Consider the following 24051-nt stretch of genomic DNA (forward strand, 5'->3'; position numbering starts at 1 on the left):
GGGAGGCTGGCTGGGGCCGGGAGGCGACCCGTCCCCCGAGCCCCCGAACTGGTACGCGTTCTAGTTACGGCCCAGTCTTATGAGGGCTACCCCCGGTACGCAAGGGTCCTGCACGCCCTTGTCCAGCTCCCCGCGCGCAACGGAATGCCCCTCGTCTCTTGCCTCTTGTAGAACCCGTTACTACCTTGCGGGCACTGTTCTGATGGGCCGTCAGACCTCAGACCTGACGACTTGGAGTCGCCGATGCCCTGCCCCCGTCTCCCGCAAGGGTTCGACTTCACCGATCCCGACCTGCTGCAAGCCCGCGTCCCGCTCCCCGAGTTCGCCGAGATGCGGCGGACCGCCCCCGTCTGGTGGTGCGCCCAGCCCCGGGGCATCTCCGGGTTCGACGACGAGGGCTACTGGGCGGTGACCCGGCACGCCGACGTCAAGTACGTCTCCACGCACCCGGAACTCTTCTCCTCCCACACGAACACCGCCATCATCCGCTTCAACGAGTCGATCAGCCGCGACCAGATAGACGTCCAGAAGCTGATCATGCTCAATATGGACCCGCCCGAGCACACCCGTGTCCGGCAGATCGTCCAGCGCGGCTTCACTCCCCGCGCGGTGCGCTCCCTGGAGACGGCCCTGCGCGCACGCGCCCGCGCCATCGTCGAGACGGCCGTCGCCGCCGCGGGTGAGGACGGCTCCTTCGACTTCGTCACCGACATCGCCGTGGAACTACCGCTGCAGGCCATCGCCGAACTCATCGGCGTCCCGCAGGAGGATCGCGCCAAGATCTTCGACTGGTCCAACAAGATGGCGGCGTACGACGATCCCGAGTACGCCATCACCGAGGAGGTCGGGGTCGAGGCGGCCATGGAGATCGTCTCGTACGCCATGAACCTCGCCGACGCGCGCAAGACGTGCCCGGCCGGGGACATCGTGTCCCGACTGGTGGCGGCCGAGGACGAGGGCAACCTGTCCAACGACGAGTTCGGCTTCTTCGTGATCCTGCTGGCGGTCGCCGGCAACGAGACCACCCGCAACGCCATCAGCCACGGCATGCACGCCTTCCTCACCCACCCCGACCAGTGGGAGCTCTACAAGCGCGAGCGCCCGCGGACGGCGGCCGAGGAGATCGTGCGCTGGGCGACCCCCGTGGTCTCCTTCCAGCGCACCGCCACCCGCGACCTGGAGCTGGGCGGCCAGAAGATCAAGGCCGGTGACCGGGTCGGCGTCTTCTACTCCTCCGCCAACAACGACCCGGAGGTCTTCGACGCCCCGGAACGCTTCGACATCACCCGTGACCCCAACCCCCACCTCGGCTTCGGCGGCGGAGGCCCGCACTTCTGCCTCGGCAAGTCCCTCGCCGTGCTGGAGATCAACCTCATCTTCGACGCCGTCGCCGACGCGCTTCCCGACCTGCGACTCGCGGGCGACCCGCGCCGGCTGCGCTCGGCCTGGCTCAACGGCATCAAGGAGCTGAGGGTCGGCCGCGGCCCCACCGCGCGCTGAACGTCCGGCGGAGGGCGGGGCCCACCACGCCGCCGCCCCCACCCGCCGCCGGCACACCACGCCGCCGCCCCCACCTTCGCCGGGCCTCCAACCGGCCGCCCCGGCCCGGAACCGGAAGATCCGCTGTGGCGTCCGAACGGGCATGCGGGGGAAACAGCGGAAACAACGGATCCTGACACTCGTCTTCGCGCTGCTGGCGCTGCAGCTGGGCTCACTGGTGAGCCCGGCGTACGCGTGCGGCTGCGGAGCGATGATCCCGGACCGTACGTCACGGATCGGCGTCCAGCGCGAGACGTCGGTGGTTCACTGGGACGGCCGGACGGAACAGATCGTCATGCGCTTCACCGTCCACGGCGACGCCAAGAAGGCCGCCTGGGTCATGCCGGTGCCGAGCCGGGCCACGGTCGAGCTCGGTGACCGCAGCCTCTTCGGCGAACTGGACGAGCTCACCGCGCCCGAGCGGCGCGACCGGTACTACTTCTGGCCGCGCGGCAACGACTGGCCGTTCGGCACGAGCGGGGACGGCGCCGCCGCCCCCGCGCCCGCGGACGGTGCGCCGGTCGACGTGGTGGGCCGGGAACGGCTCGGGGACTTCGACGTGGCACGGCTCAAGGCGACCGACCCGGACGCCCTGGGCCGCTGGCTGGACACCAACGGCTTCCAGCTGCCCGACCGGCTGCCGGGCGAGCTGAAGTACTACGTCGACCGGAAATGGGAGTACGTCGCCGTCAAACTCGTGCCCGAGGACGAGCGGTCGACGCTGTACGGCACTCTCGATCCCCTGCTCATCCGCTTCGCCAGCGACCGGCTGGTCTACCCGATGCGGCTGTCCCGCCTCGCCAAGTCCCCCCAGGAGCTGGGCCTGTACGTCCTGGCGGACCACCGGATGGAGCCGCGGAGCGCCATCGGCGGAGCGGAGCCGGAGGTGACGTACGCCGGGGAGACCGGCGGGCACGGGGCGGTGGGCCGGCTGACCGGCGGGAAGCCGGCCTTCCTGACCGCGTACGAGCAGGAGTTCCCCGAGCCGTGGCGGATCGACGGCGACCACGAGCTGCGGGCGGCGGAGGCGGACACGGCCTTCCGGCGGGTGCAGTACCGCAACCGGCTGCTGACCGTCGGGGGCGTGCTCCCGGTCTGGCCGCTCGCCGTGGTGGCGGTACCGGCGGGCGCGGCCGTTTTTGTGCGGGCGCTCCGACGGCGTCGTGCAGTACGTTCGGCGATATGACACAGGAACAATGGAACGCCGTCGACGGGTACTTGGCCGGACTGTTCGTCCCCGCCGACGAGGCCCTGGACGGGGCGCTGGCCGACAGTGAGGCGGCCGGTCTGCCGGCCATCGCCGTGGCGCCGAACCAGGGCAAGCTGCTCCATCTGCTGGCCGGGGTGCAGGGCGCGCGCCGCATCCTGGAGATCGGCACCCTCGGCGGCTACAGCACCATCTGGCTGGCGCGGGCGCTGCCGGCGGACGGCCGGCTGATCTCGCTGGAGTACAACGCGGCGCACGCGGACGTCGCCCGCGCCAACCTCGCGCGGGCCGGGCTCGACAAGGTCGCCGAGGTTCGCACGGGCGCGGCGCTGGACACGCTGCCGCGGCTGGCCGCGGAGGAGGCGGGCCCGTTCGACCTCGTCTTCATCGACGCCGACAAGCGGAACAACCCGCGGTACGTCGAGTGGGCGCTGAGGCTGACCCGTCCGGGCAGCGTGATCATCGTCGACAACGTGGTGCGCGGCGGTGCCGTCACGGACGCGCACAGCACGGACGAGGCGATCACCGCGACCCGCGAGATGTTCGAGCTGGTCGCGGCCGAGCCCCGGCTGGACGCGACGGTCCTGCAGACGGTCGGCACGAAGGGCTACGACGGTCTGCTCTTCGCCCGCGTCGTGGGCTGATCCCACCGCGCCCGCCGCCCCGGCCGGGAGGGCCCCGCCTATGCTGCCGCCATGCCGCCAGCCCCCGCCGTCGGCCCATGCCCCAACCACGCACGCCGCACATGGTCGGGCGGGACAAGCCACTCCCGCCCGCCGCGCTCGGGCCACAGGAACGCCATGGGGTGCTTCCGGCGCTCGCCGGGCAACTCTGCGGGATCCTCGTAGTCCCGGATCACGTCACGCAGGATGCCGACCTTTCCCGTGCCGTCCTCGACGCGCCGGCCGATGTCGTCCGGGCCGATCACTTGGGGCACTTCACGTGCTGGTAGACGGCCTTGTCGGGCTGGGACGGCTCGCGCAGCGTTCCCCGGCGACAGCGTTCGAGCGAGGCAATCGGCTCGTTGCAGGCGGGGCACACCTCGCCCGAAGGGGCGTAGGTCGTGTACTCCCACTGCCGTGCGTCCGTTTCACGCTCCTGAGCCTTGCCGGGCATGTCGTCGTCCCCTCGGTCCGTCTGCGTACTTGCCGAGGACGCTAGGAAGACGTCCGCCGAAAGCTCTACGAAGTTGCATGAGTTTGCACGCCAATTTACTTGTCTCATTGCGGCGTTGACGCTTCGAGCGCAGGTCGGCATGGTTCATGCAAGCCCACGCAATCACTTGGACCAGGGAGTCAGCCATGGCCGTAGAGTTCGTAGGCATCGACCCGAACACCGACCGCGATCACTGCCCGACGGTATGGGCGGACGCGGAAGCTCAGGAGATCTTGTTGCAAGGCTGGAAGCCGGACAGCGAGACTCAGGCCCATTGCGAGGCGAGCAGCCCCGCGAACGGACCGGTGCCCGACAATGAGGCGATCGTCAGGCTTCCGGCCCGCATGATTCCGATGATCCGGGAGGCGTGCGATGCCATCGAGCGTGCCCAGCTTCGCTGAGCTGTTGGGCCGGTGCGAGCGGTCCGCCGTGCACCTGGAGATGCGTGACTCGTACGCGTCCACCGACAGATTCGAAGCGTGGAAGCGCGGCGAGCGCATCGACTGGGACGACCGCGCGTCCTGGTGGCACCCGTACGACCAACTGATCGCGGACACCGTGGCACGAGGGGTGTCGATCCGCCGTGCGCGGATCGTCTCCGAGCCCGTGACGGAGTACATACGGTGGGAGCACTACGTCACCCACGCCAACGTCACGGCCGGCGAGGACGTCCGTTGGCTGCCGCGCCGCCGGGCTACGGACATCGCCCTCCCCGGCAATGACTTCTGGCTCTTCGACGGTGAACTCCTGCGCGTGCACCACTTCTCCGGCGACGGGGTGGTGGTGGAGGACGAGATCACAGACGACCCGGCGACGGTGAGACTCTGCGCATCGGCATTCGAAGCCGTCTGGGACCGGGCCGTCCCGCACCACCTGTACGCGATCTGAGGACAGCCAGCTCCATGCCCCCACACCCCTCATCGAGTGTCCAGCAGGCTCGTGAAGCGCTCGCGGGCCGCCTGCGCGAGATCCGCAGGGACGCCGGAATCAGCGGGCGGGAGTTGGCCGTCAGGCTCCGCTGGTCGGATTCGAAGGTGTCGCGCATCGGCAACGCCAAGACGCCCCCGTCCGACGCGGACATCCGAGCATGGTGCCGGGCGTGCGGAGCCGACGACCAGGCGCCGGATCTCATAGCGGCGAACAGACAATCCGCGGACGCACACATCCAATGGAAGCGCCTCCAGCGAGGCGGCCTACGGCACGTGCAGGAATCCACGGAGAGCCTGTACCGGCGCACGCACCTCTTCCGTGTCTACGTCTCCGACGTGATCCCCGGCTTCCTCCAGACACCCGGGTACGCGACCGCGCTCCTGTCGTCCATCGCGGACTTGCGGGGAACACCGGATGACGTGCTGACAGAGGCAGTCAAGGTCCGCATGAGGCGGAATACGGTGCTGAACAACGCGGCACACCGATTCTCTTTCGTCCTGGAGGAATCGGTCCTGCGCTACAGGCTGAGCACCGTCGAGACGATGGCGGCACAACTCGGTCACCTTCTAGCGGTCATGGACCTCCAGAACGTGGCCGTGGGCATCGTCCCGTTCTCGTCGCAGCGAACCGTCTGGCCCATGCCGACCTTCACCATCTTCGACGACACAAGGGTGCACGCGGACACCCTGGACGCCGCGTCCACGCTGACGCAGCCAAGCCAAGTCGAGCTGTACGCACGAGCCTTCGACCGACTGTCGCAAGGGTCGACACGGGGAGCCGCCGCACGCTCGCTCGTGACGTCCGCCCTGTCGTCGCTCGGCTGACCGCCCAACGAGTACGGAAACGCCAAAAAGGCCCCCATGCCCCTCTCCGGCTAGGAGAGAGACAGGGGCCATATGACGGCGTCAGCCGTTCAGTACACCAGTGAGGCGGGCGGCTGCCTTGCCTCCGAAGAGCGCGATGCCGCAGTAGAAGTCGATACGCGTGCGGTAGACGGGCTTGTCGTGCGACTCGCCCAGGTCGGTGACCTGAACGCCACCGTTGGTGAGTCCGGAGACACCGGCGTCCGCCTCGGTCGCGCCGAAACGAACTGCGTAGATGTCACCCGTCTCGGCACCGCCGGTCCCGCTCGTCAGCGGCAGCACGTCCGTGCCGTCGAGACGCTGGCCGGCGTCCAGCAGCGGGATGCCGTTCCACATGACCGTGGGCTTTCCAGCGATGTCCATGCTCAGCAGTTCACTGCCACCGAGCCGCCGGAAACCGGATGCGATCTTGGCGCGCAGCGCGGCGTTCATTTAGAGCGCGCCGTTCTTGCCATCGATGCCACGCACCTGGTTCGTCAGGGTGTCGAGCAGATCGAAGAAGTCGTGCCCGTGGGCAACGGCCCCCTTGCCCTTGGCATCGATGACCTGGCGCCCGACCAGCCGCTTGCGCAGGCCGTCGAACCCCTTGGGGTTCACTTCGACGTCGCCGTTGAAGAACTGATCGGCGAAGTGGATCGAGGCGGCCTTGACCTTCATGTGAGTCTGAATCGCCCGCTGATCGTTCAGGTTCCCCCGCGTCTGGACGATGAATTTGTCGACGTCGGCGTCACCTCCCAGGATGGCCAGAGTCTCGACACGCTGGTTCAACGTGCCGGTGCTCTCCGGGTACGCCTCGTTGATCGCACGGAAGGCCACGCCAGGAAGGTTGGACTCCTCGTTGTACTTGAACGCGCTTCCCTCCACCTGAACAAGGGGAAGCCGGTCTAGAATCGGCGACTCCTGAACGAACGTCTCGATTACGCCACGCTGAAGCTGGTCGAGGGTGAGCTTGGCCGATTCGGCAAGAGTGAGAGTCAAGAAAATTCCTTCCATTGTTGGTTAATTGATCAGCGCATGGCTCTCCACAGAAACGCTCAAATGAGCCATGCGAGTTTTTTGCCTCCCTGCCGTGCTTCCAGGGCTCAGGGAGGGGGTCACCCCCTGGTCGGGGGCTCGGGCAAGCGAGGACGGACACGCTCGGCAGCCCATCCGCCCGGCTGATGCTTCGCGGTCTCGCGGTTATGACACGACGTGCACAGCGGACGCAGCCGCGACCACGCATCCGGATCGGACACACCACGCGCGACCAGCGCACGGCGCGACTCCGGAAAGTGGTCAGCCACCGTCGCCGGCTTCGTGCACAACACGCACCACGGATGGGCTTAGAGGTAGCGGCGCCGGATGTTCGGCCACCGTCGCCCGTACGCGCTCGTCCCCGGCGTCTCCCGTAGTGCGTTCGCCTCACGCTCGTGAGCGGCACAGCGGCCACCACGGGCGGTCAGTTCGGGGCACCCGGGTACCGAGCACGGGGGGGCGGGGACGTCGGGGCATGGGAATACCTCCAGCGAGGGCATAGGGGGGTGTGTCTGTGTCGGGGCGTTACGTGAGGCGTAGAAGATCGTTCGCAGCGCGTGAACAACACCAAGCGCGCCCTCGCCGCCCTCGCCCTCGCCGGGGCCGCACTGTCCATGGCGGGGACCGCCTACGCGGATGGTCCCGAAATCACCGAGATGACCACGGACATTCTCGAAGACTCGGAGGTGGGGCTGGCGAACGTCAACCAGCACATCGGTTCGGTCGGGGGGAATATGAGCAACCTCAACGTGACGAAGCCGCAGGGTCACCCGGTCATCATTGATCTCGCCGAGGAGATTCCCGTAGAAGGGGTGTGACTCCAGCGCTCGCGCGGGCACGCCCAAACTCGGTGCTCGTCTTGAGCCGGTGACACCCCCGGCACAAGACCTGAACGTTGCCGTCCGTGTCGGTCCCTCCCATCGAGAGGGGCCGCACGTGATCCACGTCCCTCAGCGTCCGCGACGCGGGGTCAGTTCGGGGCACCCGGGTACCGAGCACGGGGGGGCGGGGACGTCGGGGCATGGGGGGCCACCTCCAATCAGGGGCTAGGACCGTTACTCAATGCGCGCAAGATCGTTGGCGGGTGCATGAACCACACCAAGCGCGTATTCGCCGCTCTCGCCCTTGCCGGTGCCGCACTGGCTATGACTGGCACGGCCAACGCAATGACCCCGGAGCCGCCTACGTCCCACCCCGGCGGGTACCAGGAGCCGAACTACGCGCCGGATGGGACGGAGCAGGGGCCGATGGAGCCGGTAGTGAAGCCGTACGTGCCGGAGCCAGACAAGCTGGAAGTCAATCCGCACGCGCCGGAGCCGGAGCCTTACACTCCGGAAGTCCCGCCGTACGAGCCGGAAGTGAAGCCGTACCAGCCGGAGCCGAACCAGTAGAACCAGTAGGGCAACCGTTACCGCGCCCGAACTCCGTCCGCGTCTTGAGCTCGTGACACCCCCGGCACAGCACTTGAACGTTGCCGTCCGTGTCGGTCCCTCCCATCGAGAGGGGCCGCACATGGTCCACGTCCACATCCGCCGTGGGGAAGTCGTTCAGGCACCAGTCACACCACGCGGTCCCCTTCCGCTCGATGATCCGGCGGAGTCGTGCAGCAGCGTCGTTGCGGGCCGCTCGTCGTCGGCTCCGTGCACGTCGGGTGCGGACGGTCGGTCGTCGCTCGTACGCGGCCGATATCCCGGACGAGCCGCGCCGGTACCGCGCACCTCCGCTCTGTTGGGTCAGGTGGGCTTGGACGTCCTCGCCGGCGGGGCCGGTCCGGACACGGTGGGGGACCGCACGCGCTTACAACCCCTTTCGGCGACTCGCGGCCGAGCCGGTTACTCATGGGCGGTGCGGTCCCCCGCGCTCTGCCACACGACCCCTGCGGCCACCCCGGTAACGCGGGGCTCGTGGTGCACGGGCAGAGCTGGTGTGAGGGCGGGCACTCGGTCCGCCGAGATCCCCCTTGGGGTGGGTGCGCGGTAGTCCCGCCCTCACTGTGTTGTGGGGACCAGAGGTGTCCCGGCACCCGCCGTGCGGCGCGCTCGGTGACTCCGTGCGGTCCCTCACTGTGTTGTGGGGACCAGCAGATTCCCGCGTCGTCTGTACGCCGCGAGCCGTGCCGCTCGGCCCCTCAATGTGGTGTAGAGAGCGGGAAGATCCTGGCGACCGAGCATGACGGGATGGCGTTTCGATGCACGGTTTGGTTTTCTCCTTATTTTTTCTTGTGCATACGAAAAAACACTCTGAACCGTCATACCGTCATGGCTTCGCCCGCTGGTCGGCCCCGCTGAGGGCACAGCAAAGCCCTGGCGGTCCGCGAGGGACTACCGGGGCTCGGGTGGGGCGATCCCGCAGGCCGCCAAACGGCCCGCCGCCGGACGTCCCCAGCGGCGGACCGTACAGACCTCCCAGGGGGCTCAGGCGTCCGCAGGTTCCGGTGACTCAGCCCAGCGCACGATCACCCGGTCCCGCGTGTTCGCGTTCCGGCCCCTGCCGACGGACTTGGTGATCCTCACGGAGTCGATGAAGAGCGCCAGGAACTCCCGTTTCTTTTCCAGGTCCCACGCCGCCCATGTCGACCCCTCCCCGATGGGATCTCCATCCACGCTCGTCCACTCGTTGGGGATCTGGATGGTTCTGTCGCCAGTGGCCTCCAATTCCGCCAGCTGTTCGGCCGTCCGCTCCTCGTGAGCAGCCAACCGCGCCATGGACTCCCTGAACATCTGCGCACCGGTCTCGTCACCGTAGACGCCGGCCAGCCGGTCCACGTGAAGGATGCGGCGGGACTCCCGTACGTGCTCCAACTCGGCGCGCACTGCCGCGCTTTCGGCATCTCGCTGGGACGTGTCCTGCCGGCGGGCGAAGCGCCGTGACGCCTCAGCCAGCCATTCGAGGTCTTCCGGGTCATCGGGGTCCATGGCCATGAGACGCGCCCATACCCGCCCGGCAGTCTCACTGTCCGCCGTGTCCTGGCCGATGACGAGACCACCGTGGCCCGGGACCACTCCCCCGGCCCGGTTGCACTTGTAGTAGAGCTTCCCGGCCCGTCGATCGGTCACCATCACCGAGCCGCACACGTCACAGAACAGGAGCCCGTGCCCAGCCAGCAGTGTCGGGACGCGTCGGCCCGCTCGTACGACCACCTGCGTCCGGCCGTCCAGCACGTCCTGGAGCTTCCACCATTCCTCCGTAGGGATCAGCGCTTCGTGCGACTGGACGGGCTGCCCTTCGTCGTCACGCAGGATGACGCGCTTCCCCGTCTTGCCCGGGATGGGATTGCCGTCGGCGTCCTTGGTCGCCTGTACCCGTCCTTGCCACTCGATCGCGTACCCCGCGAGGCGGGGGTCCCGCAGGATGCGGAGCACGGTGGACGACACCCACGCGGACCGCTCCACAGCTTCCGAGACTCCCCGCGCACGGCGCGAGGCAAGGCGCTTGGCCCCCGACTCCCCCAGTGACTCAGCCTTGGTGGGCACGCCGTCCTCATTGAGTCGCTTGGCGATCTGCGAGGCAGACACTCCCTCTGCTGCCCACTTGGCCATGTCACGGACGTGCGGAGCTTCCACCGGGTCCGGGACGAGACGGACGACCGACAGCTTGCCGCTGGTCGCCCTCTCCGCCGTGAAGCCGTACGGAGCGACGCCGGAGACATGGCTACCAGCCCGCCGGAGCGTGTCCTTGGTGGCGGACACGTACGCCGACTTCATGTCGGACTCCTGCTGCGCCAGACCCGCGATGATGGCGAGGATGCCGACCCCGACCGGGGTGGACGTGTCCAGGTACGGCTCTTCGACGCTCACCAGCCGGACGCCGTGCGTCTCCAGCTCCTCGATGATCCGCATGGCTTCCAGCGCGCCACGGCGAGTGAGCCGCGACAGCGAGAAGACCACCACGGCGTCCACGTGCCCGCCGCGCACGGCCGTCATCATCTGTTCGAAGCCGGGGCGGTGGATGCTCGGGTCCCACCCGGACTTGCCGACGTCCTCGAAGTGGCCCGCATCGCTCCACCCCTTCGACGCGATCAGCGAGGCGCACCGTTCGCGCTGCGCCACGGGCGACGCCTGCGAGTCGTCCTCACGCCGCTTTGACTGGCGGATGTACGAGACTGCACGTACGTGATCAAGGCTCGGCGCAGCGCCCGGCCTGTGCTTCCTGAGAGGTGTCATGTGCCTAGTGTGGTAAAGATCAACGTTCTGACCGTGCCGGCCGAGCAGCGCGAGGTCCTGGAGAAGCGCTTCGCCTCCCGGGCCGGGGCCGTGGAGGGCTCCGACGGCTTCGAGTGGTTCGAGCTGCTCCGTCCCGTGGAGGGGACCGACCAGTACCTCGTCTACACCCGCTGGCGCGACGAGGAGTCGTTCCAGGCGTGGATGGAGGGCCCCATGAAGGCCGCGCACCAGGGCGGGGCCCAGGGCGGCCCCGGCGCGGGCGGTGGCGGCGCGGGCGGTGGCGGCGAGGGCGGCGAGCGGCCCCGGCCCGCCGCCTCCGCGTCCACGCTGTGGTCGTTCGAGGTGGTCCAGCAGGCGGCGCCCAAGCAGTGACCGCCGGACGCGGAGGTCACGCCCCGGGGCCGCCGCCCCGGTCGCGCGTCCGGTCGTGACCGGGGTCGTCGTGGTGTTCCGGCGCGTGGTCCCGGCGGGCCTCCGCGGTCCGCGGCCGCTCCTGGCTGGAGCCGCAGAGCTCGGCGGTGAGCTCCTCGACCAGCTGGACCAGGTCGGTCGGCCGCTCCGGCCCCCACCAGTCGCCGAGCAGTTCCGCGAGGGACTCCTCGCGGGCGTGCGCCAGCCGGACCGCCACGTCCACGCCTTCGTCGGTGAGCAGCAACTGGAGGCCCTCGCGGCGCACCAGGTGCCGTTCCTCCAGCTGCCGGGCGGCCTCGGTGATGGCCCGGATCGGCACGGGTGTGGTGTCGGCGAGCCGCGCGGGCTCGACCGTGCCGTGCCGCCGTACCCGCAGGAGCAGCCAGCTCGCGGCGGGCAGCAGGTCGAGGCCGGCCCGCGCGGTGATCTTCTCGTAGACGGCCTTGCGGCCCTCGCGGGAGCCGAGCACCGACAGGGCGCGGGCGCACTCGTCGTACGAGGAGCGCTCGACGGGGTTGGAGGCGAGGGTCTGGCTGGTGTCGGGGGCGGTGACCGAGCCGCGCAGCCGGTCCTCCCGCAGGAACCACGAGACTACGAAGGCGACCGCCACGACCGGCGCCGCGTAGAGGAAGACGTCGGTGATGGACGTCGCGTACGCGTTCAGGACATCGGGGCGCAGTGCGGGCGGCAGGGCGGCGATGGACCGGGGGTCGGCGGCGAGCCGGTCCGCGTCGACGCCGGGGGGCAGTTCCTGTCCGGCGAGGGCGTCGGACAGTTTCCCGGTGAGCCGGTTGGTGAAGAGGGTGCCGAAGACGGCGACGCCGAAGGACGCGCCGATGGAGCGGAAGAAGGTGGCGCCCGAGGTGGCGACGCCGAGGTCGTCGTAGGAGACGGCGTTCTGCACGACCAGCACCAGCACCTGCATGACCAGGCCGAGGCCGGCGCCGAAGACGAAGAAGTACAGGCTCATCTCCCCGTCGGAGCTGGACTCCTCCATCCGGTGCAGCAGGAGGAGTCCGACGGCGGTGACGGCGGTGCCGGTGACGGGGAAGACCTTCCAGCGGCCGGTGCGGCTGACGATCTGCCCCGAGGCGGTGGAGGTGAGCAGCATGCCGAGCACCATCGGCAGCATGTGCACACCGGACATGGTGGGGGTGACGCCCTGCACGACCTGGAGGAACGTCGGCAGATAGGTCATGGCCCCGAACATCGCGAAGCCGATGACGAAGCTGATCACCGACACGAGTGTGAAGGTGCGGATCCGGAACAGCTTCAGGGGCAGCACGGGCTCGGCGGCCCGCCGCTCGACGTACACGAACCAGACGAGCAGGACGGCGCCGAGGACGGCAAGGCCGATGATCTGCGGGGAGTCCCACTCCCAGGTGGTGCCGCCGAGGGACGCCACCAGGACCAGACAGGTGGCGACCGAGGCGATGAGGAAGGTACCCAGGTAATCGATGGTGTGGCGGGTGCCGCGGGCCGGAATGTGGAGGACGGCGGCGATGACGAAGAGCGCGACGACGCCGATCGGCAGGTTGATGTAGAAGACCCAGCGCCAGGAGAGGTGCTGGGTGAACAGACCGCCGAGCAGCGGGCCGAGCACACTGGTGGCGCCGAAGACGGCGCCGAAGAGCCCCTGGTACCTGCCGCGATCCCGCGGCGGGACGATGTCGCCGACGATCGCCATGGACAGCACCATCAGACCGCCGCCGCCCAGGCCCTGCACCGCACGGAAGGCGATCAGCTGCGGCATGTTCTGCGCGATTCCGCACAGCGCCGAGCCGATCAGGAAGATGACGATGGCACCCTGGAAGAGCTTTTTGCGGCCGTACTGGTCGCCGAGTTTCCCCCACAGGGGTGTGGCGGCGGTCGAGGCCAGCATGTAGGCGGTGACCACCCAGGAGAGGTGCTCCATGCCGCCGAGTTCGCTGACGATCGTCGGCAGCGCGGTGGAGACGATGGTCTGGTCGAGCGCGGCCAGGAGCATGCCCAGCAGCAGGGCGCCGATGGCGACCATGACGGTGGACCGGCTCCGCGCCTCGCCGGGCACCGGACTGGTGGCCGGGGTGCTCACGTCCTCCGCCATACGGGTCTCCCTCGGTGTCGCTCACGAGCGGCGGGTCTCCGCCCACCCCCGGTCACCCCTCCCATCCTGGGCGTTCCGTCCCGTTATGGCCTGCTGAGCGGGCCCGGTGGCCGGACGGAACGTTGGGCGTGGCGCGACGGGGCTGCATAATCGCTCGCAGTTCAAGGGGAGGGGACCCACGTTGACGGGACAGCACTGTCCTGAGTGCGGTGCGCCGCGGGACGGCGATTGCGGCTGCGCCGAAGGCTTCGATCCGATGCGGATACGCCCGTATGTGCGCCTGGACGCGTCGGCGGGCCCGGCATGGCAGCCGGGCCCGGCGGGGAACGAGGCTCCGCCCCCGCTTCCGTACGAGGATCCGGCCGCCACGACGATGCCGCTGCACGTTCCGGACGCGCATGTGCCCCTGGTGGCGCGGCAGCCGGGAGAGAGCCGGCGGCGGGCCCGTCCACGGCGCCGCACCGCGCCCCTGGTCGGCGTCGCGGCCGCCGTGGTGGCCGTCACGGGTGCGGCGGCGTTCGCCGTGGGGCTGTTCGACGGGGGCGACGAGGCCGACCGGGTCCTGCCCGAGATCACCAACGGACCGATGGTGCCGAGCAGGCTCTCGGGCGGTTCGACGGCCCCGGAGCCGTCGGACAGCGGCCCGTCCTCGTCGGGGAAGCCGTCGCCCGTCTTCTCCGCGTCGGCCTCGCCCTCCGGGACGGCGTCGGCCACGTCCCGGGTCAGCACGAGCGCGGTCGTGACGAGCGCGGCGCCGACCCGGTCACGCCTGTCGACGGTGGACGACTCGGCCGAGCCGGCGACGCTGGGCCTCGGGGACCGCGGGCCGGACGTGGGCGACCTCCAGCACCGGCTGCGGCAGGCGGGACTGTACGACGGCCCGATGCACGGCCGCTACACACAGGCCGTCGAGGACGCGGTGGCCCGCTACCAGGGGGCCCGTGACCTGGACGGAGACCCGGAGGGGGTCTACGGATCGCAGACGCGCGAGGCGCTGGAGGCGGAGACGACGGGGCGCTGAGAGGTTCGTTCGAGGCCGATTGGCGTCTGCCGCCCTTTGTTTTGTATCGTGGAGAAACAAAGTGGTCCCGCCCGTATACCCTGACCGGCGGGCGGGCCACTTCGTACCCCGTACGGCCCCCTCCCCCGTACGACACCCCCTCCACCCCGGAGACCGCCGATGACGGCCATACCCCCGCCCTCCCTGACCGCCCGGGCCCTCCTGCTCGACATGGACGGGACGCTCGTCAATTCGGACGCGGTGGTGGAGCGCTGCTGGCGCCGCTGGGCCGTCCGCCACGGGCTCGACCCGGAAGAGGCCCTGAAGGTCGTCCACGGCCGCCAGGGGTACGCGACGATGGCCGTCCTGCTGCCGGACCGGCCCATGGAGCAGAACCTCGCCGACAACCGCCTGATGCTCGACGAGGAGACCGCCGACCTCGACGGCGTCGTCCCGGTCCCCGGCGCACCCGCCTTCATGGCCGCGATCCAGGCGCTGCCGCACGCCCTGGTCACCTCGGCCGACGCGGCACTCGCCCGGGCCCGGATGGGTGCGGCGGGGCTGCGGATGCCCGATGTGCGGGTGACCGCCGAGTGCGTGGGCGCCAGCAAGCCGGACCCGGAGGGCTTCCTGAAGGGCGCGGCCGAGCTGGGCTTCGACCCGGCGGACTGCGTGGTGTTCGAGGACTCCCAGGCGGGCATCGAGGCGGGCCGGGCGGCCGGGATGCGCGTCGTGGGCGTCGGCCCGCGCGCGGGCGCGTTCGGCCCGGACGCCCACGTGCCGGATCTGACCGGTGTGCGCGTGGAGACGGACGGCGCCGACGGCGCGATCCGGCTCCGCTTCATCGGCTGAGACCGTCACCGTCGCGGTCGCGGCGGCCGACGGCGACGACCACGACGACAGCGGTGCGCGGTGACGGCCCCGGCGGTCCGCGAGGACCGCGAGGACCGCGAGGACCGCGAGGACCGCGAGGACCGCGAGGACCGCGAGGACCGCGAGGACCGCGAGGACCGCGAGGACGGGCTAGGGGGCGAGCGCCTCGTACAGGCTGAAACCGGCCAGCGCGATCATCAGGCAGGCCGCGATCCTGGTGATCAGCCGCAGCGGTACGAACTTCATCAGCGTCCGCCCGCCCAGGATGCCGAGTCCGGCGACCGCCCACAGCGCCATGACGGCGCCGAGGCCGACGGACAGCGGGTCGTCGTAACGGGCGGCGAGATTGGCGGTCATGATCTGCGTGAGGTCACCGAACTCCGCCACGAGGATCAGCATGAAACCGGCGCCGGAGACCTTCCAGAAGGACTGGTCCGCGGGCGCCTCGATCCGCTCGTCCTCGTCGTCGCCCTTCTTCAGCAGCAGCACCGCCGCACCGGCCAGGAACAGCACGCCCACCATCGCCTGCACCAGTCGGTGTGGCAGCAGGGTCAGCACGCTGCCGGCGGCGACGGCGAGCGCCACGTGGACGGCGAAGGCGGCGGCGACGCCCGCGAAGACGTAGGACGCGCGGTAGCGGGTGCCCAGCATGAGGCCCGCCAGGGCGGTCTTGTCGGGAAGTTCGGCGAGGAAGACGACGCCGAAGGTGATCGCCATGATCGTGAAGCTGAGCACGGGGTGGGTCCTCGATCGGTCGGGCTCCGCCGCACCGAGAGACCGGGCCCCGCGGGTCAGGGGTCGCTTCGGCACGGCAGGGCCATGGCACGTGCACGGTGGCACGCCTGGACACTGCTTGCCGAAGGTCTCGCCGACGGTTGTCCGTCCCTGACGGGTCCGCCTCCGGGCGCCGGCCGGGCGCGAGGCCCAGCAGTATGTCGACGGTCCGGCGAAGAGCTACTCCCCTTCTGCTCCGTCCAGGGTACGTGATCCCTACACGCGTTCGATCACGGCCACTCGACCCCCTCCCGGTGCAGCTTGCCCCGGGTCACCAGCTCCAGCACCACCGCCACCGCGATGCCCTGCACCGCCATCAGCCCCACCAGCACGAACAGCTGCACCGCCCCGGCCTGGAACGGCGACGCGCCGCCCAGCAGCATCCCCACGAAGGCGCCGGGGAGTGTGACCAGCCCCACCGTCCTGGTCTGGTCGAGGCCGGGCAGCAACGCGTCGGCCGCCGCTTCCCGCGCCACCTCCATCCGGGCGTCCCGGTCCAGCAGCCCGATCGCCATGCCGGCCTCCACCTCGCCGTGCCGGGTCCGCAGCTCGTCCAGTGCCCGCCGCCCGCCGAGCACGGTCGCGGTGAGCGCGCCTCCGATGAGGATGCCGGTGACGGGGATCAGGGCGATGCCCCGGACCGGCACGAGGCCCGTCAGCACGAGCGCGGCGACGACCGGGACCACTCCGGCGGCGATCGGCACGGCGGCCCACCACCAGGTGCGGTTGGCGGTGACGCGACGGCCGGCCGTGCGGACCGCCACCGCGTACATCAGCAGCAGGAACAGCAGGAGCAGCGGCACCGCGCGGATCACCCAGCCGATCACCAGCGAGACGGCGGCGAGCTGCACCGCGGCCCGCACCCCGGCGACGACGATCTCGCGCGGCGGCCGCAGCCGGGCGACGGCCGCGACGGTGGCGGCGACGGCGAGCAGGACGGCGAGAACGACCCCGAACGTGACATTGACGGGCAGCAGCACTCCTCAACCCTAAAGCGGGACAAGTGGGCTGGCGGGTTGTCAGAGGGGACGACACAACCCTTGATCTGACGTGCTCATGTCGCCACGCTGTTACCCGGCGCCCATCCCCGTGCAACCTGGCGCCGCCACCATGGCCGAGCCGCCCGCCCGGGCGACGAACCGGCCAAGGCCCCCCACCGATCGAGGAGTTCGCATGTCCGGTGTCTACGCGCGTCGAACCGCCGTGCTCGCCGCGTCCGCCGCCCTGACCGCAACCGCCGTCCTGGCCACCGCCCCGACGGCCCAGGCAGCCCCGCCGACCCCCATCAGCGCCGCCACCGCACGTACGTACCTCGGCCAGCTCACCGTCAAGGCGGAAGGTTCCTCCGGCGGCTACAGCCGCGACCTCTTCCCGCACTGGATCACCCAGTCCGGCGCCTGCAACACCCGTGAGGTCGTCCTCAAGCGCGACGGCGTCAACGTCGTCCAGGACTCCAGCTGTGCCGCGGTCAGCGGCAGTTGGTACTCCGAGTACGACGGCGCCACCTGGCGCGCGGCGTCCGACCTCGACATCGACCACGTGGTGGCCCTGGCCGAGGCCTGGCGCTCCGGAGCCAGCAGCTGGACGACGTCGAAGCGGCAGTCCTTCGCCAACGACCTGACCCGTCCGCAGCTCATAGCCGTCACCGACGACGTCAACCAGGCCAAGAGCGACCTCGACCCGGCCGAGTGGCTGCCGCCGCGCACCGCCTACCGCTGCACCTACGCCCGCATGTGGGTGCATGTGAAGCACTACTGGGGCCTGAGTGTGGACTCGGCCGAGAAGAGCGCGCTGCAGTCCGTCCTCAACGGCTGCTGAGCCGTCCGCGGCCGGGGCCGGCCCAACCGCGACAGGAACCGGGCCAACCGCGACAGGAACCGGGCCCGGCCCGCGGCCGTACCCGGCCCGGAAGCCGGTCCTCGGTCCGCCGCCCGGTCCAGGACCGGGCGCGGGCTCCGGTCCCGGCGGGGGCCGGAGTCATGGAGCAGGCTCCGGTCCCGGGGCAGGCTCCGGTCCCGGCGCGGGCCGGAGGCCCGGCGCGGCTCCCGTCCCGGCCCGGCCTGGTGTCCCGGCCCCGCCTGGTGTCCCGGCCCGGCCCCCGGTCACGGGCGGGCCCCGGTCACGGGCGGGCCCCGGTCACGGCGCGCGCGGCGGTTCGCCGTCCGGAACCGCCCGTCGCCGTCCGTCGTTCCGTACCGTACAGACGTACGGGGTACCCGTACGGCGACGGAGGGGGCCAGACATGGCGGCGGGACTGCGGTTGGGACCAGTGCTGCGGTACGTCGACTGGGAGACCGGGGACAGCGCGACGATCTGGGTCGAGACCGACCGTCCGTGCACCGCCGAGGTCCGGTGCGCCCGGGGCGGCGGAGGCAGCGCCCGCACCTTCGGGATTGCCGGGCACCACTACGCCCTCGTCCCGGTCACCGGTCTCACGCCCGGCTCGGCCACCGCGTACGAAGTCCTCCTCGACGGCCACCGGGTGTGGCCGTCCGGCGACCCGGCGTTCGAGGGCTTCCCGGCCGGTGTCATCAGCACGCCCCGCCCGGGGACGGACGAGGTGCGGGTGACGTTCGGCTCCTGCCGCTGGGCCGCGTCCCCCGCCGGTGAGCGGGACCCGGTCGGCCCGGACGCGCTGAGCACGCTCGCCGCCCGGCTGGCCGCCGACCCGGCCACGGCGAGACCCGACGTCCTGCTCCTGCTGGGCGACCAGGTCTACGCCGACGAGACGTCCGAAGCGACCCGCCGCTGGCTGGCCGCCCGCCGCGACCTGAGCGAACCCCCCGGCGCCGAGGTCGCGGACTACGAGGAGTACAGCCGGCTCTACTACGAATCGTGGCTCGACCCCGCGGTGCGGTGGCTGCTCTCCACGGTGCCCAGCTGCATGATCTTCGACGACCACGACGTGACCGACGACTGGAACACCAGCGCCGCCTGGCTCGCGGAGATGCGGGCGACCCCCTGGTGGCGGGAACGGATCCTCAGCGGCCTGATGTCGTACTGGGTCCATCAGCACCTCGGCAACCTCTCCCCGTCCGAGCTGGCGGCCGATCCGCTGTACGCGGCGGTGTGCGCCGAGCCGGACGGGACGGACGTGCTGCGCCGGTTCGCCGCCGAGGCCGACGCCGATCCGGCGCGCACGCGCTGGAGTTATCGGCGGGACTTCGGACGGACCCGTCTGCTGATGGTGGACACGCGGGCGGCCCGGGTCCTGGACGAGCAGAAGCGGGCGATGCTCCACGAGGACGAGGCGCGCTGGCTGCGCGAACAGGTCGTCGAGGGGTCCGCGGGCGGACGTGCCTACGACCACCTCCTCGTCGGCACCTCGCTGCCCTGGCTGCTGCCACCGCTCGTCCACGACGCCGAGAGCTGGAACGCCGCGTTGTGCCGCGGTGATCGGGGCGCGCGCTGGGCACGGTTCGCCGAGGGCGTGCGCAGACACGCGGACCTGGAGCACTGGGCGGCGTTCCCGGACTCCTTCGAGCGGCTGACGGATCTCCTGGCGGAGGCGGGCTCCGGGCCGGACGCCCCGGCGACGGTGTGCGTACTGTCGGGCGACGTGCACCATGCGTACGTCGCCGAGCCCGAGTGGCCCGCCCCGAGGCGGCCCGGTGACGCCTCCGCCGTCCCGCGCTCCCGGATCGTGCAGTTGACCTGCTCGCCCATGCACAACCGCATCCCGTTCTCGATCCGGCTCGCCTTCCGCTTCGGCTGGAGCCGGGTGGGCAGGCTCCTCGGGCACGCCCTGGCCCGGCACGGCCGGACGGGGCGCCCGCCGGTCGACTGGCGCCGGACGGGCGGACCGTGGTTCGGGAACCAGCTCATGACACTGACGCTGCGCGGCCGCTCCGCGGACCTGCGCCTGGACCAGGCGCGGGAACGCCAGGGCCACGGCGCGGAGCTGGAGACCGTACAGGAGCGGGCGCTGACCCCGGGGCTGTGAACGTCGGGTGAACATCCGGTTCAAGCCTCAGGTGAATCCACCCACAGCGGACGGTGATGCTCCGCCCAAGGGTTCGGTGGGGCGTGCGACGGGGGCATGATGAGCCTTCCGCTCGGCGCACGCCCTTTGCCGCACCCCGTTCCGGGAGTCGTGTCTTGTCCGCAGTCCCGCTTGCGATAGCCCTGGTCGGCGCAGGTCCACGTGGCACCTCGGTGCTCGAAAGACTCTGCGCCTCCGTTCCGCGACTGGCCCCGGGGGCACCACTGACGGTGCATGTCGTCGACCCGTCGCCACCCGGCCCCGGCCGCGTCTGGCGCACCGACCAGCCCGCCGAGCTGCTGATGAACACGGTGGCGTCCCAGGTGACCGTCTTCACCGACGCGAGCGTCCGCTGCGAGGGCCCGATACGCCGGGGGCCGAGCCTCTACGAGTGGGCCGCGGCCCACTCGTATCCGATCGGCCCCGACGACTACCCGACCCGCGCCTGCTACGGCCGCTATCTGGAGTGGGCGTTCGACCGCACGGTGCGCGGGGCGCCGCCGGAGGTGACCGTACGGGTCCACCGGGCGCGCGCGACCCGTCTGGAGGACGACGGGGCCGACGGTGACCACGAGCGCGGCGGTCACGGGCCGCACGGCATGAACGGTCCCGGCGGCGGGGGCGGTGACGGCGGCCGCGGGGGCGGATTGCAGACTCTCTTCCTCGACGACGGAACGGTCCTCACCGGACTCGGCGCGGTCGTCCTGGCGCAGGGCCATCTCCCGGCCGTCCCCGGCCCGTCCGAGGCCCGGCTGGGCGCGTACGCGGCCCGCCACGGACTGCGCCATCTGCCGCCCGCCAACCCCGCCGACCTCGACCTGTCCCCCATCGCCCCCGGCGAGGCGGTCCTGTTGCGCGGCCTCGGTCTCAATTTCTTCGACCACATGGCGCTGTTGACGGAGGGCCGCGGCGGCACGTTCGTACGGCGGGGCGAGCGGCTCGTGTACCGCCCGTCGGGCCGTGAGCCGCAGCTGTACGCCGGGTCGCGGCGCGGAGTGCCGTACCAGGCGCGCGGCGACAACGAGAAGGGCGCGTCGGAGCGCCATGAGCCGCTGGTGCTGACGCCGGACGTGATCGAGGCGTTCCGCAAGCGGGCGGACGCCGGCGACCCGCCGGACTTCCTGGCCGAGATATGGCCCCTCGTGGCGAAGGAGGTCGAGACCGTCTACTACGAGGCGCTGCTGCCGGCGGCGCCTGGCTTCCGCCTGGACTTCCTCTCGTCGGAGGCGCCCGGGGCGGTCCTGGACGCCTACGGGGTTCCGCCGGCCGACCGCTGGTGCTGGGAGCGGATCGCGCGCCCGCACGCCGGGGAGACGTTCCGCTCCCCGGCCGCGCACCGGGCCTGGCTGCTGGCCCATCTGCGCCGGGACGCGGCACGGGCTGCGCTGGGGAACGTCACCGGCCCGGTGAAGGCGGCGCTCGACGTGCTGCGGGACGTCCGCAACGAAGTGCGGCGCATAGTCGACCACTCGGGGCTCTCCGGAGCGTCGCGGCGGGACCATCTGGACCGCTGGTACACGCCGCTGAACGCCTTCCTGTCCATCGGGCCGCCGCGCCGCCGGATCGAGGAGATGACGGCCCTGATCGAGGCCGGGCTGCTCGAGGTGATCGGTCCTGGGCTGGAGGTACGGGCGGAGGGCGGCGCGTTCGTCGCCGAGTCGCCTGCCGTGCCGGGTTCGGCGGTAACGGTCACCACGGTCGTCGAGGCGCGGCTGCCGGAGCCGGACCTGCGGCGGGCCGGTGACGAACTGCTCGCCCGGTTGCTGAGGACCGGCCAGTGCCGGACCCACGCGTGCGACGGTTACGACACCGGCGGGCTGGACGTCACCCCTCGTCCGTACCGCCTGATAGACCGTCATGGTAGGCCGCACGCCCGGAGGTTCGCGCTGGGTGTGCCCACCGAAGGGGTCCACTGGGTCACGGCGGCGGGTGCCCGGCCGGGGGTGGACTCGGTGACCCTCTCCGACGCCGACGCGGTGGCCCGGGCGGCCCTGAGGATCATCGCGAGAACTTCGCGAAGGCCGAATGTTGAACTTGCAAGTATCGATTAGGACTCCCTAACCTAGGGGCCTCATCGGTTTCCGTCCCCAACCGAAGGCGAGTCCCCCCATGTCCCGGATCACCGCACGCCTCAACCAGGCCCAGCCCTACGCGCTCGGCCTCTTCCGCATCGTCGTGGGCCTGCTGTTCCTCTGCCACGGCGCCGCCTCCCTCTTCGGCGTCCTCGGCGGCGCCGGCGGAAGCGGCGGCACGGTCCCGACCGGCACCTGGCCGGGCTGGTACGCCGCGGTGATCGAGCTCGTCGCCGGCGCCCTGGTACTGGTGGGCCTCGGCACCCGCGCCGCCGCCTTCATAGCCTCCGGCTCGATGGCGTACGCGTACTTCAAGGTCCACCAGCCGACGGCGCTGTGGCCGATCGAGAACAGCGGCGAGGGCGCGGCCATGTACTGCTGGGCGTTCCTGCTGCTGGTCTTCACGGGCCCCGGCGCCCTGGCCCTGGACGGCCTCTTCGGCTCCCGCGAGGCACGCGCCCAGGAGGAGCCGCGCACCAAGGTCGCCGCGGCGTAACGTTCCGCCGCGCGTAGGGAGCGGTCCGGGAGCCTGTCGGCACCCGGACCGGCTCGGCGTCGGCTTCGATGCGGGCGGGCAGGTCCAGGGCCGTGGTGTTGCGTTCGGTCATCCCGTCGGTGATCAGCACCAGCCGGGTTTACCGGCGCGGCCAGATCCTTCCGCGGCATCGCGTCGAGGGGGACGCCCACCGGCTCCGGCACACTCCGCCGCTGTGGCGGCTTCCTCCGCTTCGACGGCACAGGATGCCCCGGCGCCTTCGCCACCGTGCTCCGCGACGCCCGGTACTTCACCGCCCTGGCCCGCCCCGAGATCGCCGGGTTCCTCCGCCTCTTCCGACGGATCCGCTCGTACGGCCACTCACGCGATCTGTGCACCCACAGTCTCCTGACACGAGCGTGATCAACCCTGCGCAGCCTGAACCCGCCAAACAGCCCAACCCGGCGATTACGCCGACAGCGGCATGCCGCACACCCTCACATGGGAGCGGCTCACACGTCCGTTGCCGGAACCCGGCTCCCGGTCGCCCCGCCCTCGGCTCCACCTCACCTGCCGAAGACAACCCGGGGATCAACGGACCGCCGACCCGGCGTACTCTCTATGGCTGTCATGCCGCCCCTGCCGCTCCCCGCGACATCGCGGCGCTGGTTCGTGAACCGGGGAGTCAACGTGCTCGAGCTGGCCGGCAGCCCATGGATCTACGCGGCTGTCGCCGCTTCCGTCCTCCTCGACGTCTTCCTGCCCGTCCTGCCGAGCGGCGTCCTGGTCATCACGGCGGCGACGGCCGCCGCGACCGGCAGCAGCGGCTCGCTCCTCGCGCTGATGCTCTGCGCGGCCGCCGCCTCGGTGCTCGGAGATCTCGTGGCCTACCGCCTGGCCTGGCGAGGAGGCGCGCGCCTGGACCGGGCCATCGCCCGCTCGCGCCGGCTCACCACGGCGCAGGAACGTCTCGGCACCGCGCTGAGCCGCGGCGGCGGCCTGCTCGTCGTCATCGCCCGATTCGCCCCGGCAGGCCGCTCGGTCGTGTCCCTGGGCGCGGGGGCGGCCCGCCGCCGGGCAAAGGAGTTCGTGCCGTGGTCGGCCGTGGCGGGCGTGGCATGGGCGGCCTACAGCGTGGGCCTCGGCTACTTCGGCGGCCAGTGGCTCGGCGCGACCTGGTTCAGCGCGGCGGTGTCGGTGCTCGCGCTGTTCCTGGCCGGCACCCTCGCGGCCTACGTCATACGACGTCCGTCTCCGGCATCGGCTTCCTAGCCGCACCCCGCACTTCGAGCCCGTCGAGCAGTCTGCCGGTCGCCTCGGCGATCTCGTCCACCGCCCGCTCGAAGACTTCCCGGTTGTGGGCGGCGGGTGCCCGGAAGCCGGAGACCTTGCGCACGTACTGCAAGGCGGCTGCGCGGATGTCCTCCTCGGTGGCTTCCGTGGGGAGGACGGGCGGGCGGAGGGTCTTGATGCTGCGGCACATGCCTCCAGTGTGGCGCGCCGGCCG

At 71.0% G+C, this 24051-nt stretch carries 27 protein-coding genes; 16 read left to right on the top strand and 11 right to left on the bottom strand.

Features of this window, described 5'->3' with window-relative positions:
- The first annotated feature begins 243 nt into the window (after positions 1-243).
- The 3 genes from ACY34K_RS22755 to ACY34K_RS22765 all read left to right on the top strand — a co-directional run bounded on the left by ACY34K_RS22755 (position 244) and on the right by ACY34K_RS22765 (position 3390).
- Positions 244-1500, top strand: coding sequence for a cytochrome P450 (locus ACY34K_RS22755; RefSeq protein ID WP_462749967.1), 1257 nt, complete (start codon positions 244-246; stop codon positions 1498-1500).
- 142 nt (positions 1501-1642) lie between these two features.
- Entirely contained in the window at positions 1643-2725 is a 1083-nt protein-coding gene (locus tag ACY34K_RS22760; RefSeq protein WP_462749969.1) for a DUF2330 domain-containing protein, read from the top strand.
- The gene (locus ACY34K_RS22765) at positions 2722-3390 is read left to right on the top strand and encodes an O-methyltransferase (protein ID WP_462749971.1); all 669 of its coding nucleotides are present in this window, start codon (positions 2722-2724) and stop codon (positions 3388-3390) included. Before ACY34K_RS22760 ends, ACY34K_RS22765 begins: the two co-directional genes overlap by 4 nt.
- 38 nt (positions 3391-3428) lie before the next feature.
- On the opposite strand, the gene ACY34K_RS22770 is transcribed toward ACY34K_RS22765, so the two are convergent.
- Together ACY34K_RS22770 and ACY34K_RS22775 are read right to left on the bottom strand one after the other, a co-directional pair.
- Entirely contained in the window at positions 3429-3674 is a 246-nt protein-coding gene (locus tag ACY34K_RS22770) for a hypothetical protein (RefSeq protein ID WP_462749973.1), read from the bottom strand.
- A complete protein-coding gene (locus ACY34K_RS22775) occupies positions 3671-3862 on the bottom strand; it encodes a hypothetical protein (RefSeq protein WP_462749975.1) in 192 nt (63 codons plus the stop codon). Before ACY34K_RS22775 ends, ACY34K_RS22770 begins: the two co-directional genes overlap by 4 nt.
- 185 nt (positions 3863-4047) lie before the next feature.
- On the opposite strand from ACY34K_RS22775, the gene ACY34K_RS22780 reads away from it, so the two are divergent.
- From ACY34K_RS22780 to ACY34K_RS22790, 3 genes are read left to right on the top strand one after another with little or no spacing between them, the layout of a single operon-like run.
- Positions 4048-4302, top strand: coding sequence for a hypothetical protein (locus tag ACY34K_RS22780; protein WP_462749976.1), 255 nt, complete (start codon positions 4048-4050; stop codon positions 4300-4302).
- Positions 4274-4789, top strand: coding sequence for a DUF6879 family protein (locus ACY34K_RS22785; protein WP_462749978.1), 516 nt, complete (start codon positions 4274-4276; stop codon positions 4787-4789). Before ACY34K_RS22780 ends, ACY34K_RS22785 begins: the two co-directional genes overlap by 29 nt.
- Positions 4790-4803: 14 nt before the next feature.
- Positions 4804-5655 (top strand): helix-turn-helix domain-containing protein, encoded by an 852-nt coding sequence (locus ACY34K_RS22790; protein WP_462749980.1) that lies wholly within the window; start codon positions 4804-4806, stop codon positions 5653-5655.
- Positions 5656-5736: 81 nt separating this feature from the next.
- Here ACY34K_RS22790 and ACY34K_RS22795 read toward each other — a convergent pair whose 3' ends face one another.
- Both ACY34K_RS22795 and ACY34K_RS22800 read right to left on the bottom strand, forming a co-directional pair.
- The gene (locus tag ACY34K_RS22795) at positions 5737-6126 is read right to left on the bottom strand and encodes a hypothetical protein (protein ID WP_462749982.1); all 390 of its coding nucleotides are present in this window, start codon (positions 6124-6126) and stop codon (positions 5737-5739) included.
- Positions 6127-6672, bottom strand: coding sequence for a major capsid protein (locus ACY34K_RS22800; protein ID WP_462749985.1), 546 nt, complete (start codon positions 6670-6672; stop codon positions 6127-6129).
- A gap of 593 nt (positions 6673-7265) precedes the next feature.
- On the opposite strand from ACY34K_RS22800, the gene ACY34K_RS22805 reads away from it, so the two are divergent.
- Positions 7266-7526 (top strand): hypothetical protein, encoded by a 261-nt coding sequence (locus ACY34K_RS22805; RefSeq protein WP_462749988.1) that lies wholly within the window; start codon positions 7266-7268, stop codon positions 7524-7526.
- Here ACY34K_RS22805 and ACY34K_RS22810 read toward each other — a convergent pair.
- Positions 7486-7731: an HNH endonuclease signature motif containing protein gene (locus ACY34K_RS22810; protein WP_462749991.1), complete on the bottom strand. Its 246-nt coding sequence runs from the start codon at positions 7729-7731 to the stop codon at positions 7486-7488. The genes ACY34K_RS22805 and ACY34K_RS22810 overlap by 41 nt on opposite strands.
- A 65-nt stretch (positions 7732-7796) precedes the next feature.
- On the opposite strand from ACY34K_RS22810, the gene ACY34K_RS22815 reads away from it, so the two are divergent.
- A complete protein-coding gene (locus ACY34K_RS22815) occupies positions 7797-8099 on the top strand; it encodes a hypothetical protein (protein WP_462749993.1) in 303 nt (100 codons plus the stop codon).
- On the opposite strand, the gene ACY34K_RS22820 is transcribed toward ACY34K_RS22815, so the two are convergent.
- Together ACY34K_RS22820 and ACY34K_RS22825 are read right to left on the bottom strand one after the other, a co-directional pair.
- A complete protein-coding gene (locus ACY34K_RS22820) occupies positions 8005-8445 on the bottom strand; it encodes an HNH endonuclease (RefSeq protein ID WP_462750095.1) in 441 nt (146 codons plus the stop codon). The two genes, ACY34K_RS22815 and ACY34K_RS22820, sit on opposite strands and share 95 nt — an antisense overlap.
- Positions 8446-9122: 677 nt before the next feature.
- On the bottom strand, positions 9123-10871 hold the full coding sequence (locus ACY34K_RS22825) for a recombinase family protein (RefSeq protein WP_462749996.1): 1749 nt from the start codon (positions 10869-10871) through the stop codon (positions 9123-9125).
- On the opposite strand from ACY34K_RS22825, the gene ACY34K_RS22830 reads away from it, so the two are divergent.
- Complete coding sequence (locus ACY34K_RS22830) at positions 10872-11243, top strand: antibiotic biosynthesis monooxygenase family protein (protein WP_462749999.1); 372 nt, start codon at positions 10872-10874, stop codon at positions 11241-11243.
- Positions 11244-11259: 16 nt separating this feature from the next.
- Here the strand turns inward: ACY34K_RS22830 and ACY34K_RS22835 are convergent, their stop codons facing one another.
- A complete protein-coding gene (locus tag ACY34K_RS22835) occupies positions 11260-13368 on the bottom strand; it encodes an MDR family MFS transporter (protein ID WP_462750002.1) in 2109 nt (702 codons plus the stop codon).
- Between the two features lie 256 nt (positions 13369-13624).
- Between ACY34K_RS22835 and ACY34K_RS22840 the strand changes: the two genes are divergently transcribed.
- Together ACY34K_RS22840 and ACY34K_RS22845 are read left to right on the top strand one after the other, a co-directional pair.
- The gene (locus ACY34K_RS22840) at positions 13625-14389 is read left to right on the top strand and encodes a peptidoglycan-binding domain-containing protein (RefSeq protein ID WP_462750005.1); all 765 of its coding nucleotides are present in this window, start codon (positions 13625-13627) and stop codon (positions 14387-14389) included.
- Between the two features lie 168 nt (positions 14390-14557).
- Positions 14558-15220, top strand: coding sequence for an HAD family hydrolase (locus ACY34K_RS22845; protein ID WP_462750097.1), 663 nt, complete (start codon positions 14558-14560; stop codon positions 15218-15220).
- 171 nt (positions 15221-15391) lie between these two features.
- Here ACY34K_RS22845 and ACY34K_RS22850 read toward each other — a convergent pair whose 3' ends face one another.
- Together ACY34K_RS22850 and ACY34K_RS22855 are read right to left on the bottom strand one after the other, a co-directional pair.
- Positions 15392-15976: a TMEM165/GDT1 family protein gene (locus ACY34K_RS22850; RefSeq protein ID WP_462750008.1), complete on the bottom strand. Its 585-nt coding sequence runs from the start codon at positions 15974-15976 to the stop codon at positions 15392-15394.
- Between the two features lie 269 nt (positions 15977-16245).
- Entirely contained in the window at positions 16246-16995 is a 750-nt protein-coding gene (locus ACY34K_RS22855) for an ABC transporter permease (protein WP_462750010.1), read from the bottom strand.
- Between the two features lie 193 nt (positions 16996-17188).
- On the opposite strand from ACY34K_RS22855, the gene ACY34K_RS22860 reads away from it, so the two are divergent.
- From ACY34K_RS22860 to ACY34K_RS22880, 5 genes are all read left to right on the top strand, one after another.
- A complete protein-coding gene (locus tag ACY34K_RS22860; RefSeq protein ID WP_462750013.1) occupies positions 17189-17833 on the top strand; it encodes an HNH endonuclease family protein in 645 nt (214 codons plus the stop codon).
- Positions 17834-18257: 424 nt separating this feature from the next.
- A complete protein-coding gene (locus tag ACY34K_RS22865) occupies positions 18258-19958 on the top strand; it encodes an alkaline phosphatase D family protein (RefSeq protein ID WP_462750016.1) in 1701 nt (566 codons plus the stop codon).
- Between the two features lie 155 nt (positions 19959-20113).
- Positions 20114-22048, top strand: coding sequence for an FAD/NAD(P)-binding protein (locus ACY34K_RS22870; protein ID WP_462750019.1), 1935 nt, complete (start codon positions 20114-20116; stop codon positions 22046-22048).
- Between the two features lie 67 nt (positions 22049-22115).
- Complete coding sequence (locus ACY34K_RS22875) at positions 22116-22565, top strand: DoxX family protein (RefSeq protein ID WP_462750099.1); 450 nt, start codon at positions 22116-22118, stop codon at positions 22563-22565.
- A 669-nt stretch (positions 22566-23234) separates the two neighbouring features.
- Positions 23235-23816, top strand: a complete 582-nt coding sequence (locus ACY34K_RS22880) for a DedA family protein (RefSeq protein WP_462750022.1) — start codon at positions 23235-23237, stop codon at positions 23814-23816.
- Here the strand turns inward: ACY34K_RS22880 and ACY34K_RS22885 are convergent.
- Positions 23782-24027, bottom strand: a complete 246-nt coding sequence (locus ACY34K_RS22885) for a DUF2277 domain-containing protein (RefSeq protein WP_462750025.1) — start codon at positions 24025-24027, stop codon at positions 23782-23784. The genes ACY34K_RS22880 and ACY34K_RS22885 overlap by 35 nt on opposite strands.
- Positions 24028-24051: the final 24 nt, after the last annotated feature.

Source organism: Streptomyces sp. STAM6 (assembly GCF_054963715.1).

Coding starts and splice junctions, on each gene's coding strand:
- ACY34K_RS22755 (WP_462749967.1), top strand. CDS start 244: ATGCCCTGCCCCCGTCTCCCGCAAGGGTTCGACTTCACCGATCCCGAC.
- ACY34K_RS22760 (WP_462749969.1), top strand. CDS start 1,643: ATGCGGGGGAAACAGCGGAAACAACGGATCCTGACACTCGTCTTCGCG.
- ACY34K_RS22765 (WP_462749971.1), top strand. CDS start 2,722: ATGACACAGGAACAATGGAACGCCGTCGACGGGTACTTGGCCGGACTG.
- ACY34K_RS22775 (WP_462749975.1), bottom strand. CDS start 3,862: ATGCCCGGCAAGGCTCAGGAGCGTGAAACGGACGCACGGCAGTGGGAG.
- ACY34K_RS22780 (WP_462749976.1), top strand. CDS start 4,048: ATGGCCGTAGAGTTCGTAGGCATCGACCCGAACACCGACCGCGATCAC.
- ACY34K_RS22785 (WP_462749978.1), top strand. CDS start 4,274: ATGCCATCGAGCGTGCCCAGCTTCGCTGAGCTGTTGGGCCGGTGCGAG.
- ACY34K_RS22790 (WP_462749980.1), top strand. CDS start 4,804: ATGCCCCCACACCCCTCATCGAGTGTCCAGCAGGCTCGTGAAGCGCTC.
- ACY34K_RS22795 (WP_462749982.1), bottom strand. CDS start 6,126: ATGAACGCCGCGCTGCGCGCCAAGATCGCATCCGGTTTCCGGCGGCTC.
- ACY34K_RS22810 (WP_462749991.1), bottom strand. CDS start 7,731: ATGCCCCGACGTCCCCGCCCCCCCGTGCTCGGTACCCGGGTGCCCCGA.
- ACY34K_RS22815 (WP_462749993.1), top strand. CDS start 7,797: ATGAACCACACCAAGCGCGTATTCGCCGCTCTCGCCCTTGCCGGTGCC.
- ACY34K_RS22825 (WP_462749996.1), bottom strand. CDS start 10,871: ATGACACCTCTCAGGAAGCACAGGCCGGGCGCTGCGCCGAGCCTTGAT.
- ACY34K_RS22835 (WP_462750002.1), bottom strand. CDS start 13,368: ATGGCGGAGGACGTGAGCACCCCGGCCACCAGTCCGGTGCCCGGCGAG.
- ACY34K_RS22840 (WP_462750005.1), top strand. CDS start 13,625: ATGCGGATACGCCCGTATGTGCGCCTGGACGCGTCGGCGGGCCCGGCA.
- ACY34K_RS22860 (WP_462750013.1), top strand. CDS start 17,189: ATGTCCGGTGTCTACGCGCGTCGAACCGCCGTGCTCGCCGCGTCCGCC.
- ACY34K_RS22865 (WP_462750016.1), top strand. CDS start 18,258: ATGGCGGCGGGACTGCGGTTGGGACCAGTGCTGCGGTACGTCGACTGG.
- ACY34K_RS22885 (WP_462750025.1), bottom strand. CDS start 24,027: ATGTGCCGCAGCATCAAGACCCTCCGCCCGCCCGTCCTCCCCACGGAA.